We start from the raw sequence: 15,045 nt of genomic DNA on the forward strand, positions 1-15,045 counted from the left end.
AGAACGCGTAAGGAAGGGGGCATGGCATGAATAAGCTGCAGCGAATGAAGCTCGTACAAACGATAATCATATGGCAAAAATACATATCTCCGGCCTCGCTGGCGGCGTTTGGCGTTGCGCTTATTTTGCTGATCGAGCTCTTTATTCCGCCTTATATCGGAATGGCGGACAACGGGGACTACTACCGGATCCTATACAGCAACGGTTTGTACTTCAATGCGCCGGATTATACGAGCCAGACTCTTGGGTATTTTGTCAAAAATTTCGGAATTTTCCAATACTACAACGAGAATAGCGCCTTGCTGTATTCCTCTCAGACTCTTTTTGTCCGTCTGTCGCTTATGATCAGCGAGTGGTTTGGTTATGGCCGTCAGTTCGATATCCGGATTCAGGCGGCATTATACAGCGTGCTGTATGTCGGTGCGGTATACCTGCTCGTGAAGGCTGCCACCTGGAAAGCTTCGCGCCTTGCGGGCTACGGACTGGCGCTTGGGGCTATTTTTGTATTTGGGGATATTGGGTATCTTGCGTATTTTAACTCTTTCTATAGTGAGAGCGTCGTTCTGATCATGCTGATGTATCTCTTCAGCGCGGGGATGCTGCTGTATCAGCGGCAGTACAACGACTACTTCCTGCTGTTCCTCTTTGGGGCGAGCGCTTTGATTCTAACGACAAGCAAGCAGCAGAATGCGCCGATTGGCCTTATTGTCGCCGCGGTGGCGGTACTGTTTGTCTTCCTGAAGAGGAACAGGATCTTCCGTACGCTCGCCGGAATGCAGGCGGTTATCTTGATTCTGACGGCGGTAGGCACCTATGTCCTCATTCCGGAGCAGTTCGTCAACATCAACAAGTACCACGCCATGACAAGGGGCGTATTGATGACCGCGGATAATCCGGAGGAAGCACTCGATTTCTTCGAAATCGACAGGCAGTTTGCGGTATTGACCGGTGCCATTTATTATGACCAATTCTCTCCAATCCCAGTCGAGTCGGAAGAGATGCAGAAACAGTTTTTGGATAAGTATGGATTCCCCTCCATCGCTAGGTATTACTTGACCCATCCCGATTCAGCGGGAAGGATTTTCGAGACGGCGGCCCGCAATGCTTTTTCTAACCGGACCAAGCTTGGTAATTACGAGAAGTCGGCGGATAAACCGTTTGGCAAGCGTACGTTGGCCTTTTCCGGGTACAGCTATCTGAAAGAATGGGCTGCACCGAAGACTTCCGGGTTTGTAGTCTTATGGATGATCGTCATTGCGGGACTGTACGCCGCATCCTTCTACCATGCGGTGAAGGAGCGGGCGCTTCGGCGAACGCTTCGGCTGTCGATGATTCTCATGATGATGCTATCGGGACTTTGCGCAATGGCGGTTTCGGTTATTGGGGCCGGGGACGCGGACCTCGCCAAGCATGAGTTTTTATTTGCGGTGGCGTTTGATCTCGTGACCTTCTGGGTTATTGCCGACTGCGTATGCCGCCGCTTATGGGGGCCGAACGCGAAGAAAAATGCGGGCGAAGAGGACCCTGAACCATCCGCGTTGCTACAGGGGGGACGGCAATGAGAAGACTGACAGGAATCAAGCTGTGTCTGCTCGTCATGCTCTGTCTCTCTTTGCCGGCGGTGGTGCTAGTCCCGGCATCGGCGCCGGCCGCGGCCGCGCAGAATTCCAAGAATGCTTCCAGGGTGCTGCTCGTCTATGACAGTCTCGGAGTGGATAGTCCGGCGGCAGGCAATATAGAAGCTTTGCAGCGGATGCTGCTTTCCTTAGGAGCGACAGTGACGACAATCGCTTCGGATGCTTACAAGCCCGAAATGGCTGAAGATTACGCGAAGCTGGTTACCGTATGCAATACGGAAGATTTATGCGGATCCATTACGGCGGGCATGGCGGCATTTACAGGTGAATGGCTGCATATCGGGCCTAATCCACCGGAGGTCCTTCGCGGGAAGCTTGCTCTTCGGACGGAAACAGCAAGCAGACAGTCCTTAAAGCTGTCAGTAGGCGGGCTCTTCGAGGATCATATCTTTGTGAATCGTCTTGCCTATATTACGGAAGGAAAAGGCGAGACTTACGGGCAGATGACCTCTTCGGAGGGAGCGGTCAAGACGCCGTTTGCGGTATCGGCTGGCGGTTATGCGTACGTACCGTATTTCGAATCGGGCAACCTGAGCGAATTGGCAGTCGCTTATGTTCTGCGTACTTGGCTTGGGGTGGAGGCTCCGACACAATCTCATCTGCTCATTCGCGGCATTACGCCTTTTATTGATCTGGACCGGCTGGAGGCGTTATCGGAGCAGCTGTACAATGCCGGAATTCCGTTCCTGGTCAGCGTAAGCCCGCTCTTCAACAATACCGATTATCCGGCGATGCAGCGATATTTGGCTGCTCTGCAAACCGTCCAATCCTATAACGGCAGCGTGCTCGTTCAAGTGCCGACGCCAACGTCGGCGGGGCAGGATCCTTCTATTCTGAAGACGCAGATGGACGGCTTTCTGAATCATCTGGCCGATGCGGGAATTGCCCCTCTCGGGATGACGGGAGATATGAAGCGGGCACAGGAGAAGGAAGGGCGCGAAGCGGGCTTTGCGTTCTCGGATACAACCATCCTGTTCGCCAACGAATCAGGGGTGACGACCCGGGAAACGGAGGCCGTACAGCCTTTTGCCGCATCTCCGTATACCATGCCTGCGAGTGTGCTGCTCCAGATCAGCCACGAGAATAAGATCTGGCCAGCGTTTCCGGTAAATCTGGCCGTAACCTTTGACTGGTTCGAGAGCGATGCCAGTCAGGAAGAAGCCGTTCGTGAGGCTGCCGGCAGCTGGCTGCCGTTTGCGGACTTCAAGTCGGAGACGCATAGCCTCAGCAGCAGCGCGCACAAGGCCGAGTCGCGCAGCGGAGCGCTTCTTCTGGATGGCAAGCCGGCCGATCTGCAGGATCAGGCCGAGCCGGAAGAGCAAGCGGCCGTCGTCGCTCAGCCGGAACAAAAGGTCACTTTTCATGCTTTATTTTCGGTGCAGAGCCGGATCCTGATTGTCCTTATTATTACAACCTTGATGCTGTTCGCCGTGTTCCTCTTGATTGGATACCGGCTATATAAGAAAAAATACTACAAGTCGGGAGGTGGCCTATGACGATACCGGATATATTAATGGTCATATGCGTGCTGTGTATCTGGTCCCTGCTGCTCGTTAATATCGCGCTGATTATCGCCGGCTACTTCTACTATATAAAGCTGGAGAACGAGAAGCCGCCCGAGCTTCTTCCCGGAGAAGAGCCCTTCGTGTCGATTATGGTACCGGCCCATAATGAAGGCAAGGTTATCGTCAAAACGGTAGAGTCGCTGCTTGCGCTCGATTATCCGCATGACCGTTACGAGATTATCGTGATTAACGATAATTCTTCGGATAACAGCAGCGTGCTGCTGGGTCAGCTGCAGGAGAAATACAAGGGGCGCAATCTGATTATCATTAATACCGATAACGTTACCGGCGGCAAAGGAAAGTCCAATGCGCTTAACATCGGCTTCACCCGAAGCAAGGGCGAGCTTATCGCCATCTACGATGCGGATAATACGCCGGAGCGGACGGCGCTTCGTTATCTGGTAGCCGAAATCGTGAATGACGCCAAGCTTGGGGCGGTTATCGGCAAGTTCCGGACACGGAACCGGGACCAGAACCTGCTTACCCGATTTATCAATATCGAGACGTTATCGTTCCAATGGATGGCTCAAGCCGGCAGGTGGAAGCTGTTCAAGCTGTGCACGATTCCGGGCACCAACTTCATTATGCGCCGCCATATCATCGAAGCTATCGGAGGCTGGGATACGAAAGCCATCGCGGAGGATACCGAGATCAGCTTCCGGATCTACATGATGGGTTACCGGATTAAGTTCCAGCCGAAGTCGGTTACCTGGGAGCAGGAGCCCCAGACGCTCAAGGTGTGGTTCAAACAGCGAACGCGTTGGGCGAAGGGGAATATTTACGTTATCGTCAAAAACGTCCCGCTGCTTTTCCGGCCGGAAGCGCGCCGAATCCGCTTCGACATTCTATATTTTCTGGCAATTTATTTCTTGCTTGTCACCTCGCTCTTAACGTCGGACGCTTTGCTCATTCTGCATGCGCTCGGTTACGTGCATACGACGATTGAGGGACTAAGCTTCTACTTGTGGATACTGGCCATTACCTTGTTCGTGGTAGGGACGTTCATCACGCTTATCACGGAAAAAGGCGAAATGCGCCCTTCGAATCTCGTCATTATTCTGCTTATGTACGTTACTTACTGCCAGCTGTGGATGCTTGTTGCCGCAAATGGCATGTTCCAATATTTGAAGGACGTGATTTTTAAACGCGAGGCCAAATGGTATAAAACAGAACGGTTCTGACCGAAAGGAAGTGAATTTATGAGAAAAGCCGGATTTACGGCATGGGTCGTCGCGCTGATTGTAGCGCTGCTGGTCCCTGGGGCGGGGACGCTATCCGCAGCGCCGGGGGTACAGAAAACTTACGAAACGCCTATGTCGGAAACCTCGCTTCTTGGCACCAATGCGTATGCGCAGCAGTTCTTTCAGGTACCGGATTACTGGAACGTGGAGAGTGCCACTTTCAGGCTGGACTATAAAGTATCCCAGCTTACCCTTAATGATTTATCGGTTGTTACGCTTAAGCTGAACGGCAAGCCGTTTTACACGTTAAAGCCCGGCACCGAGACGAACCAGAAGGTTACCCGGTCAATCGGGCTTCCGCTTGAATATTTGAAGAGCGGTGTTAACGAACTGACCATTGAAGGCGTTATTCAGACGAGAAACAACTCGGATCAGATGTGCGTCCCTGCGCAGGATCAGGGCAGCTGGCTGCAAATTTTCGACAGCTCGGGTGTTGACGTGAAATACTCGCCGAAGCCGGTAGGAGCGAGCATTAGCGAATTCAACCGCCATTTCTTGGGCCTCGACACCATTCAGGATGGACAAGCCGGCGTCTTTGTGCCGGAGGAAGGCGATCTGAACGAGACGGAAGCTGCCGTCTATGCGTTGTCCGGATTAACGGGCGTAAGCCAGGACACCTCGCATCCTATTCCTCTCCTGCCATACCAGACGAGCGACCTGCAAGGGAAAACGCTTCGTATCCTGGTTGCTCTTCAGCAGCATCTGCCTTCCGATATTCGTTCGAAGTTGAGCGAGACCGGGCTGCAGGACAAAGCGTTGATTCAATTGATTCAGAGCGATACATCTTCCTTGCTTGTTGTAACCTCCGACAATGCGGACATGCTGAAAAAAGCCGGACGCTTTATCGGCAACCCTGCCCTGATGGAGCAATTGCAAGGATCGTCGAAACTGGTGGATGAATCGACGGAGGTGAATACGCCGGCGCAAAGCATAAGCCGGTATTTCCCGCTGACGGAATCCGGCGATAAGCTCACAGGCCCGTCGCACCGGGAGAAAAGCTACTTCATTACGCTGCCAAGCAACCGCTCCATTGCGGAAGCGAGCAAGCTGAGTCTGGACTTCCGCTATGCGACGAATCTGGACTTTGACCGTTCGATGGTAACGGTTCTGGTGAACAACGTTCCGATCGGAAGCAAGAAGCTTTCCGCCGAGCTTGCGGGGGGCGATAATCTCGAACTGACCATTCCGAAGAATCTTGGAATCTCGGGCAACTTCACGATCACGACGGCATTCGACCTGGAGATCAAGAATGCGGTATGTACCGGCAACCAGGATCAAATGCCATGGGCATTTGTCTCCAAGGACTCCGTGCTCCAGCTGAATACGAAGGACCGTACGGACATGCTGTTTAACAACTATCCTTATCCGTTCCTCCGGGACGGCAGCTTTAACCGGGTAGCCGTAGTCCTGCCGCAAAACCGCGACAACTACACCTATGCGGCCCTCTCCAATCTGTTTAACCTGATGGGGCAGTTCGCTACCTCCAACACGGGCGAAATCCGCTTTTACACGGACGATGTCAAGGACAGCGAGCTGAAGGACCGGCAGATTATCGCGATTGGTTCCTATGCGGATAACCGGTATATCCGGGAGAATAACGATAAGCTGTATTTCCAATATGACAAGCAAGGCGAAGGCTTCTTGTCCAATGAGAAGATAAGCATCGAAGAAGGCTACGGCAAGCGGATCGGAACGCTGCAGCTGATCGACTCGCCATACGGCAAGGGGCATGGCTTCCTGGCTATTACGGGCAGCAGCCCCGAATACGTCTATCTGGCGTCGAAGCTGGTCGGGAACGCCGGCAGCCTGTACAAGATTTTTGGCGACGGCGCTATGGTAGACAAGGACGGAGAGGTTCATGCCTTCCGCTTCAAGAAGGAAGCGGTGTCTGAAGCGCCGGCCGTTGTTACGCAAGTGCTGGAGCGCGGCGACGTGGTAAGCTTTATGATCGCGTTTATGCTAGTGCTTGCTCTGGTGCTCGTATCGCTTGTGCTTCTCGTCCGCAAGCACCGGAAGAAGAGAAGGGGGTAGGAATCATGAGGCGTAACACAAGCTTGTTGTCGGACGGCGGCTTTCTGCTGCTGTTCATCGCGTGCTTTGTCTGCATCGTGTTTACAGCGCGTGATCCTAATCTTTATCTGCATAACATCATTTTCTTGAACGTCGCGTTTTTGATCGCGATTGTCACTTATTTTACGACGATCACCACCGGGCTCATCTTGAATATCGCGTTTGTGTTCGGCTACGGTACATTCACCATCTACCAGACCGTCGTGCAAGGGGGCGTGGTGACCAGCCAAAGCTATTTCTGGCTGATCATGACGCCGGTATTCACCGCGATTACCTGGATGTTCACGCTGGCAAGCAAGCAGCTGCAGGAGGAGAATGAAGCGCTGCAGAAGAAGAATGCTTCGCTCGCCACGATGGATGAGGGCACCAACCTGAAAAACATGCTCTCCTTCCAGAAGGACACGACGGTATTTATGGCGTTGTCCGACCGGTATAAGATTCCGCTGACGCTGCTCGTTCTGAACGTGAAGTACTGGAACGAGCTGAGACGGATGATTGGCGAGGAGCAGCTGAACGCAGCCGTCTATAACATCACGGCGATCAGCCAGACCAGCATTCGGGCGAACGATTCTCTCTACATGCTGAGTCAGGAGAATCCGACCTGGGGCCTTCTGCTGTTCACGGACCGGGACGGAGCGGATATTGTCATGAACCGGCTCCGCAGCAGGCTGGCGGAGATTAACGAATCGGAGAGGGCGACCAGCAACCGCTTCGAGCTCAACCTTAAGATGGGCGCTTACGAATACAACCGGGAAGAAACCCCCACTCCTCTGGAGTGGATTACCCGGGCCCGCAAGGAATTGGAGTACGACGTATAACGGCATGAATACGAACAGGCAGATGCGTGAATTCGCATGCTGCCTGTTTTTCTATTAATATAAAGATAGATATTAGATTTATTAAAGGAGCTTGAACATGAACAAAGTTGCTTATTTGGGACCTAACGGCACCTTCTCGGAAGAGGCGGCCTTGAAGTTTTTCGAAGGAACGGATACGGAGTGGGTTATGCTGAGCTCGATTCCGGACGTTCTGGAGGCGGTCAGCCGGGATGAGGTAGACAAATGCATGGTGCCGATCGAGAACTCCATTGCGGGTAATATACATATGACCATCGACGGCCTGCTTCTCTATAACCTGAGGATTGAAGCCGATGTCGTCTTTAAGGTATCGCTCCATTTGATCGGAAATCCCGGCAGCGCGATGAGCGATATCCATACGGTAAGATCCATCATGCCCGCCATTAATCAATGCCGTCAGTTCATTAAGGAGCATGCGCTGAAGCTTGACTATGCCGACAGCACGGCCCATGCTGCCTTGTCGGTCAAGGAATCCGGCGATGCCGGAACAGCCGCGATCGGATCGGCTTCGGTTGCCGAGAAGTACGGCCTGCAGATTCTGGAGAGCGGCGTGCAGGACCATTCGGCGAATCATACCCGTTTTATCGTGGTGAGCAAGAAGCCTAACGAGGATACGGGGCAAAAGAAAACGATGATGCTGATTACTCCAAACGAGGAGTATCCGGGTGTATTGTCTTCGATTCTGAACGTATTCTCCGCGCTTGCGATCAACCTCTCTTGGATCGAGTCGCGGCCAACCGGCCGCAAGCTTGGCGAGTACAGGTTCCTGATCGAGACGGAAGCCGGGGGCAATGAGCAGCGTATGGATAAAGCGATTAAAATTATCGAAACCTTTGGTCATGACGTTCATGTCCTGGGCAGCTATGCAACGACGATCCTGTAGAGTTAGAATTACTGCGCAACGGTCTTGAAATAGCGATAAATCCGTTCGAGCTTCCGCTCTTGCTTGCCTTGCTTCTTCTCCATGCCGCCGAATTCGAAGAACTTCACTTTCTTGATGCCCACATAACTGAAGAGGGCTTTCCGCATAAGCACCTTATGAGCATTGTTGAGCCAGAACAGCGGATAGAGGGATGGACCTTTCATGGTGGAGATGCATACGACCGATTTGCCCTTCAAGAGACCTCCGGGAAGGTGCTTTCCATTGTCGCGGTATGCGAAGTTAGCAGCAAACAACCGGTCAATGTAGCCAAGCAGCATCGCCGGCGGCCGGCCCCACCAGATCGGGTAGACGAAGACGATTTTCTCGGCCCAGAGCAGCTGCTTGCGGTGCTTGTCGAGCTCCGGATCGGCATGCATATCCCGTCTTCGTTTATTCTCGTTAAAGACAAGCAGCGGATCGAAGGATTCGGCGTACAGGTCAAGCACTTGTATCTCTTCGACCTGCGTGTTTTCTTGCAGGCCCTGGATCGTTTTCTGCAGGAAGGAATAACTGAGACTGTTATGGTTCGGATGCGTGTAAATAATAAGGGTTTTCATCGGACACCTTCTTTGTTATCATTTGATAAGAAGTTATCATGCTTCGTAAATAGTTGTCAATAGATAATTATTATTTGATAATTAAATAATGGCTTCAGCCCGGTTATAAGGAGATGGTCCAGCATGGATTTCAAGGATATACTATTCCGGCAGATGGTGTCCCACATCGCAGCTTCCCACCAATTGCATTACGACATGACGAAGGGAATGCCCATGGATGAAATTACGCCCCTGCAATACGAAATAATGGAATTTCTGACGGTGAAACAGCCGATTACTTTAAGCGAAATCAGCGAATGCAAAGGCATCTCGATGCCGAATACGAGCCGGGAGATCCGCAAGCTGACGGAGAAGGGGCTCTGCGAGAAGGTGGAGGATCCGGAGGACCGGAGGAAGCAGTACATCCGGCTGTCCCCGCTTGGCGAAGAGAAAATGGGAATGGCCTTTGACCATATGAGACAGCTGTTCCTGCAGCAAATCGAGCATGTGCCGGAGGCGGATTTGGCCCGGATTTCCGAGGCGCTTGAGGTGCTGGGCACGACGATTTTCCGCGCCAATTCATGAAGTCCGATTTTGATAAAAGCTAAGAGGTGATCGTCATCATGGCCGTATTTATTTTCATTGCTATAGTCGTTATTTTGCTTCTTGTTCTATTCCTTAGCATCTATCCGGTATTTGGCGGCAAGCCGGGCGAGCAGACGCTATCGCGCATGAAGCAATCTCCCCATTATTCAAACGGCAAATTCGAAAACGTATTGCCATCCGCGATGTCCATGTCTTTGCGCGAGAACCTTGGGCTTCTTATGGAATTTGCCCGGGGCAATAAGTTGGCTTCGCCGGAGAAAGAGTTAACCGTGATGCCGCTACATCCGCAGTCGCTTCGGGGCAAGGATGCCGGACAAGCCCCCAAGGTAACCTGGTTTGGGCATTCTGCATTGCTGCTGGAGCTGGATGGCAAAAAGCTGCTGCTCGATCCGATGCTTGGGCGAGCTCCGTCGCCCGTTCCGTGGATCGGCGGCAAACGGTTCAGCAGCAGCCTGCCGATTGAAATCGAGGAGCTGCCTGCCATCGATGCCGTTTTGCTGTCCCATGATCATTACGATCATTTGGACTACGGCTCAATTAAACGTCTGAAGGACAAGGTAGGCCGCTTTTTTGTACCGCTTGGCGTTGCCGCCCATCTCGAGCGCTGGGGCGTTGCTCCGGATCGGATCGAGGAATTTCATTGGTGGGAAGAAACCGTCTGGGAAGGGATCCATATGGCATGCACGCCTGCCCGCCACTTCTCGGGGCGGGGATTAACGGGCAGGAACGGAACCTTATGGTGCTCCTGGGTTCTGCATGGCCGGGAAGCGCGGATTTTCTTCAGCGGGGACAGCGGTTATGGCCCGCATTTCCGGCAGATTGGGGAGCAATACGGCCCATTTGACCTTACGTTAATGGAATGCGGTCAATACGATAACCGGTGGGCAGCTATTCACATGATGCCTGAGGAGTCCGTACAGGCCCATCTGGATGTAAAGGGCGATGTCATGATCCCTATTCATTGGGGAGCCTTCCGGCTTGCTATGCATGATTGGCGGGATCCGGCGGAGCGTGCCCTCAAGAAAGCAAGGGAGCTGCGCACGAAGCTGGCTACGCCGCGGATAGGAGAGCCCGTCCCGATCGGAACGGGAACTTACCCTTCCGACGAATGGTGGCGTTCGTAACCATAAGAAAGACCGTGTTCCTTTTGCTGAGGAACACGGTCTTTTTAATTTAATTCCTGCCTGGAGCCAGGCGTTTCCTGCTGCGCTGCTCCGTTAATAGGTTCATCATCAGAGCAAATTCCTCCATATAGGTTGCCGAGTACGCGGGATTGGCAAGATTGCGCGTCTCAAGAGGGTCGTCCGTCAGTGAATACAGCTCGTATTCTTCCTGTACCGGCACCGTTCGAACCCGCGAGGCCCAAGCTATTTCCTTATTGTCCTGCCCGCCTTTAACGGGCGCATAGGTAACATCCAGGATTCCGGGCTCGCTCCAGAATTGAGGGTTGTCATAATAGCGCGAGAGCTTCCAATACTCTTTATGCCCGTTCCGGTAGAGCGGCGCGATAACGGTCTCGATATGATTGGGCTGCGCCACGGAGGGATAAGGAATGCCCACAGGGCTGATCTGATGCTGGCCCCGCATAATATCATCGTCGGTCATGAAATAAACGGGAGCCTCGGGTTCCGGCTGCATGGACATCGCTCCGGCCAAATTTCGGCCGATAAGCGGCCGTGCTTCACTAAACCGGCTGTCCAACCGGCCCCGTATTTCATCGCTGTTGATGCCTGCAAGCCCCAGCAGGGTGGGGAGCAGATCCAGATGACTGGTCAGGGAGTGGACCGACCGAGGCTCGGGAAACCGCTTTTTATTGCAGACCAGAAGGGGGACCCGTAGAACCTCTTCATAAACGCAATACATCTTCTGATGAAGCCCTCCATGCGAGCCAAGCAAATCTCCGTGATCGGAGGTAAGGATGATAATGGTATCTTCGTAAAAGGACGTCCTGGCAAGCGCTTCGACCACTTTGCGAAGCTGCTCGTCGGCATTTTTCTGAAGCTGATAATAGAGCTTGCGGTAGAAAGGTTCATTCGTAATGGGCTGCAGGGCGACCGGATATAAATCGCGGTAACTCGCCTGACAGCGGGGCTTCGTATGCAGGTTCTCGTGACGGGTTGGGGGCGGATCAATATCCGGCACCGGGCCGACATCGAACCGGAATGCGGGGATTCTGGCCGTCAGGTCGCCGTACAACGTAATATCATGCGGATTTACGAGAGAGGTCACGATTAACCATGGCGATTCATCGTCTCCGCCAAGCTTGTTTTGTTCCAGAGCCTCGATCAGCTGGACCGTCTCCGCCGCGTAAAACTCATCCCTGCCGCTAGCTCCGCTCCCCGCCGACGATCCGGAATCCCGGGGATTCCGGCCATGCGGCTCGGGGCCAATCCAGCTGGAGAATCCAAACGCCTCCAGTCTGTCCGCATTCTCGTACAAGTCCTGATTATGGTCCGGGTACCCTGTAGCCGGATTATAGCTTGGGAGTCCTTGCTGGGTACCCGGGACGATAATATCCTCGTACGACAAATGCCATTTGCCTTTATAGAACGTCCGGTAGCCGGCTTCCCGGAAATAATCGCCCATCGTTGGCACCGTATTCCGGTCCAGCCAGAACATATCCGAATCGGCTGCCTGCTTGGCGATTCCGTTCGTTTGAGTGACGCCATGCAGGGAAGGATAATGGCCGGTGAATAGCGTTGTGCGGCTAGGCGCGCATGCCGCGCTCCCGATGTAATGCCTGTGAAACTCAAGTCCGTTATCTCGAAGCCATTGCTGCGTTACGAGATTTTGTTCGCGCCATACCCGGATATCCGCCTTCTCGTAAAGTGGAGGATAACGCATTTCGTCCACGAGAAGGAGCAGAATATTAGGCTTTTCCGCCATAGTCATAGGAGCAACACCTCACCCGGCATTTGTTATTGCTACAACGTATGCGGCTCAGGTGCTGCCTAGAATGAAGCGGGTTCTTAAAATAGAGTAGGTATAGGAGGGCAGGAAACGGCTTCAATAAGTCTGCTGTCTATACCGTAATAGAGCCATGTAAAGCCATTCCATCTAAAGCCGGACACGCCGAAGGATTCAACGCTGGTTGGATAATACCAGAACTGCTGGCCGTCGCGAAGCCACACATAAGTATAATTATTTACGCAGTCGATGACGTAGGAAACAGGAGGCTTTGGAGGGACATAGGGTGGAGGAGCTTGTAAAAATTGTCTTGTCGTCATACTTGTTCCACTCCTTATCGCTGAATGACTGTCTACTTCGTACTTATGTTACGTAGGTTGATGTTCCATCGCTTGTTTTAAAGCCTACCGCCATGCCGCAAAATCATGAGCAAAAGCCGTGCTCCAGCTGGAACACGGCTTTTTTGCTGTGCCTATTTATTTTGACTGCGACGTACTTGTTTGCTTGCGGTCCCACCGGAACAGACGGTTAAGCAGATTAAATATCAACTTGTTTTCTTTCGTGAGGAGCGGACCCAAAATGGCCAGAATCAGGACATATAGGGCAGCAAACGGCTGAATGACAGCCATTAGGGCGCCGGCTTTGGCCATATTCGCCATAATGATGGAGAACTCTCCGCGCGATACGATGGTTAATCCGATATTAACCGAAGCCTTGGGAGACAGTCCCGCGCTTCGTCCGGCAAGCATGCCTGCCGTCAGATTGCCGATCAGCGTAACGGCAACGGCAGCCAGCGACAGCCATACGGCACCGCCTAAGGCCGTTGGATCGATCGTTAAGCCAAAGCTGAAGAAGAAGACGGCGCCGAAGAAATCCCGGAAGGGGAGGATCAGCTTCTCAATCCGCTTCATATGCTCGGTCTCGGCAAGCACAAGGCCGAACAGCAAAGCGCCAATCGCTTCGGCGACATGGATCGTTTCGGAGAGACCGGCCACCAGGAACAGCCCGGCGAAGATGACAAGAGCAAACAGCTCGTTGGAACGGATATTGAGGAGCTTATTCAGCATGGGTGCCGCTTTGCGGCCAAGGGTAAGAAGCGCAAGCATAAAGACCAGGGCGATAACCGTGGATAGAATAATGCCGCCAATCGAGGTTGAACCGCTTAAGATGAGGCCGGACAGAATGGAAATATAGACGGCGAGGAAGACATCCTCGAACATGATAATCCCAAGAATCATCTCCGTCTCCGGATTGGCCGTGCGCTTTAAGTCAACCAATACCTTGGCGACAATGGCGCTTGAGGATATCGTGGTAATCCCGGCAATAACAAGCGTCTCCTGAAACGGAAAGCCGCTCAGCCATCCAAACAGGAGGCCTAGGGTGAAGTTAATGGCGATATAAATCGTACCGCCGACCGCGATCGAGCGGCCGGATTTGATCAGACGTCCAACGGAGAACTCCAGTCCCAGATAGAAGAGCAGGAACAGTACGCCAAGCCTGCCCATAAACTCGATGAGCGGTGCGCTTTCGATAAAACGGAAGTCGAAATGCCAGAACTCCACCGAATGGGGACCAACGGCCATCCCGATCAGAATATAGAACGGAATGACGGAAAAACGGATTTTTGCCGACAGCAAACCAGCCAAGGCGATTAGCGCAATGGCGAGGCCAACCTCAAGTATGATGTGATCCATCCATTAATCACATCCATTCATGAGGATTTTTTTCAGTACTTTATGCTGAGCGCGTTCTCCGGCAACAACAATCGTATGATCGGCAGCCAGAACAACCTCTGGGCCGGGATTAATCTGCTTGGCATGATTGGCGGCGAGCAGGGCGATAACGGTTGTTCCCGTATTTTTACGGATGTTAAGCTCTCCGATTGTTTTGCCAATACATGCATAGTGGGACTCGAGTTTATACCACTCGATAATAAGCTCATCGAGAGCGACCTCGATGGTCTCCAGCATTTTTGGTTTATACGTCATCCCGCCAATCATGGCGGCAGCCATCCGGGCTTCATCGTCATCAAGCGTAATCATGGAGATGCTGCTCTCCGGATTTTCGTGGTGGAAGTGATAGCATTCTCTGCGGCCGTCGTTATGCACGATAATAACCAGCTGGTCGCCGCTGCGTGTATTCATCTGAAATTTTTTCCCGATACCGGGCAGATCGATTTCACGGATATTCATAAGGGAAGTACCTCCTCGAGTATGATCGAAATTCTATTCCTCTGTTTAAATGGACAGCACTAATCAGACCTCCGCTTTATTGAAGAACGGAAGAAAATGGGATGGTCCTTAAACGATGGGATAGGAAGTCGTCAGCTTGAGGGGCATGAGCAGGCGTTTGAGCCGCTCCAGGAATAAGAAGGGGAGTAAGAAAACGCGTTTCGCCAGGAAAAACCGGCGGGGGTAGCTGACCCAGCTGTAGATAACAGCCAGCAAAGCCAGCATGGCAAAAAGCTTAGTGGCAGGAGATATCGTTACGCGCTTAATGGCCTTCATGCTGTTCGGCAGGCTGTGCTCGATATGCGTGCGGCTGGATTTCGATACGTCGAAATGGCCGTTGCCAAGCATCATCGTTGGCATGCTGAACAGAACAAAGGCGCCAAGCAGGAAGAGAAGCAGCGTCAGACGACCGGTGAAACGGTATGTTTTCATGAATGACGCCCCCCTTGCGAATAGATTCTGCTCTGCCATTA

The 15,045-nt window shown here is 52.6% G+C and carries 14 protein-coding genes; 8 read left to right on the forward strand and 6 right to left on the reverse strand.

Translation table 11 applies throughout. From position 1 onward, the window contains the following. Window positions 1-26: 26 nt before the first annotated feature. The 6 genes from PJDR2_RS03035 (at window position 27) to pheA (ending at window position 8,253) form a co-directional block, all read left to right on the forward strand. On the forward strand, window positions 27-1,562 hold the full coding sequence (locus PJDR2_RS03035; RefSeq protein ID WP_012772577.1) for a hypothetical protein: 1,536 nt from the start codon (window positions 27-29) through the stop codon (window positions 1,560-1,562). After that, complete coding sequence (locus PJDR2_RS03040) at window positions 1,559-3,133, forward strand: hypothetical protein (protein ID WP_012772578.1); 1,575 nt, start codon at window positions 1,559-1,561, stop codon at window positions 3,131-3,133. The genes PJDR2_RS03035 and PJDR2_RS03040 overlap by 4 nt, the downstream gene beginning before the upstream one ends. Next, the gene (locus PJDR2_RS03045; protein ID WP_012772579.1) at window positions 3,130-4,383 is read left to right on the forward strand and encodes a glycosyltransferase family 2 protein; all 1,254 of its coding nucleotides are present in this window, start codon (window positions 3,130-3,132) and stop codon (window positions 4,381-4,383) included. The genes PJDR2_RS03040 and PJDR2_RS03045 overlap by 4 nt, the downstream gene beginning before the upstream one ends. An 18-nt stretch (window positions 4,384-4,401) precedes the next feature. Next, window positions 4,402-6,474, forward strand: coding sequence for a cellulose biosynthesis cyclic di-GMP-binding regulatory protein BcsB (locus PJDR2_RS03050; RefSeq protein WP_012772580.1), 2,073 nt, complete (start codon window positions 4,402-4,404; stop codon window positions 6,472-6,474). Window positions 6,475-6,479: 5 nt separating this feature from the next. Beyond that, window positions 6,480-7,331, forward strand: a complete 852-nt coding sequence (locus PJDR2_RS03055; protein ID WP_012772581.1) for a diguanylate cyclase domain-containing protein — start codon at window positions 6,480-6,482, stop codon at window positions 7,329-7,331. A 97-nt stretch (window positions 7,332-7,428) separates the two neighbouring features. Further along, window positions 7,429-8,253 (forward strand): prephenate dehydratase, encoded by an 825-nt coding sequence (gene pheA / locus PJDR2_RS03060; RefSeq protein WP_012772582.1) that lies wholly within the window; start codon window positions 7,429-7,431, stop codon window positions 8,251-8,253. An 8-nt stretch (window positions 8,254-8,261) separates the two neighbouring features. Here pheA and PJDR2_RS03065 read toward each other — a convergent pair whose 3' ends face one another. Then, on the reverse strand, window positions 8,262-8,849 hold the full coding sequence (locus PJDR2_RS03065) for an NAD(P)H-dependent oxidoreductase (protein ID WP_012772583.1): 588 nt from the start codon (window positions 8,847-8,849) through the stop codon (window positions 8,262-8,264). A gap of 123 nt (window positions 8,850-8,972) precedes the next feature. On the opposite strand from PJDR2_RS03065, the gene PJDR2_RS03070 reads away from it, so the two are divergent. Then, entirely contained in the window at window positions 8,973-9,413 is a 441-nt protein-coding gene (locus PJDR2_RS03070; RefSeq protein WP_012772584.1) for a MarR family winged helix-turn-helix transcriptional regulator, read from the forward strand. Between the two features lie 38 nt (window positions 9,414-9,451). After that, the gene (locus PJDR2_RS03075; RefSeq protein WP_012772585.1) at window positions 9,452-10,558 is read left to right on the forward strand and encodes an MBL fold metallo-hydrolase; all 1,107 of its coding nucleotides are present in this window, start codon (window positions 9,452-9,454) and stop codon (window positions 10,556-10,558) included. Between the two features lie 49 nt (window positions 10,559-10,607). Here PJDR2_RS03075 and PJDR2_RS03080 read toward each other — a convergent pair whose 3' ends face one another. The 5 genes from PJDR2_RS03080 to PJDR2_RS03095 form a co-directional block, all read right to left on the reverse strand. Then, window positions 10,608-12,326, reverse strand: coding sequence for a sulfatase-like hydrolase/transferase (locus PJDR2_RS03080; RefSeq protein WP_012772586.1), 1,719 nt, complete (start codon window positions 12,324-12,326; stop codon window positions 10,608-10,610). A gap of 77 nt (window positions 12,327-12,403) precedes the next feature. Then, a complete protein-coding gene (locus tag PJDR2_RS32310; RefSeq protein ID WP_012772587.1) occupies window positions 12,404-12,661 on the reverse strand; it encodes a hypothetical protein in 258 nt (85 codons plus the stop codon). 156 nt (window positions 12,662-12,817) lie between these two features. Beyond that, a complete protein-coding gene (locus tag PJDR2_RS03085; protein ID WP_012772588.1) occupies window positions 12,818-14,035 on the reverse strand; it encodes a cation:proton antiporter in 1,218 nt (405 codons plus the stop codon). Between the two features lie 3 nt (window positions 14,036-14,038). Beyond that, window positions 14,039-14,533 (reverse strand): cation:proton antiporter regulatory subunit, encoded by a 495-nt coding sequence (locus tag PJDR2_RS03090; protein ID WP_012772589.1) that lies wholly within the window; start codon window positions 14,531-14,533, stop codon window positions 14,039-14,041. A 108-nt stretch (window positions 14,534-14,641) separates the two neighbouring features. Beyond that, the gene (locus PJDR2_RS03095; RefSeq protein ID WP_012772590.1) at window positions 14,642-15,004 is read right to left on the reverse strand and encodes a hypothetical protein; all 363 of its coding nucleotides are present in this window, start codon (window positions 15,002-15,004) and stop codon (window positions 14,642-14,644) included. Window positions 15,005-15,045 lie beyond the last annotated feature (41 nt).

Origin of the sequence: Paenibacillus sp. JDR-2, assembly GCF_000023585.1 — a bacterium.
Classification (GTDB): Bacteria; Bacillota; Bacilli; order Paenibacillales; family Paenibacillaceae; genus Pristimantibacillus.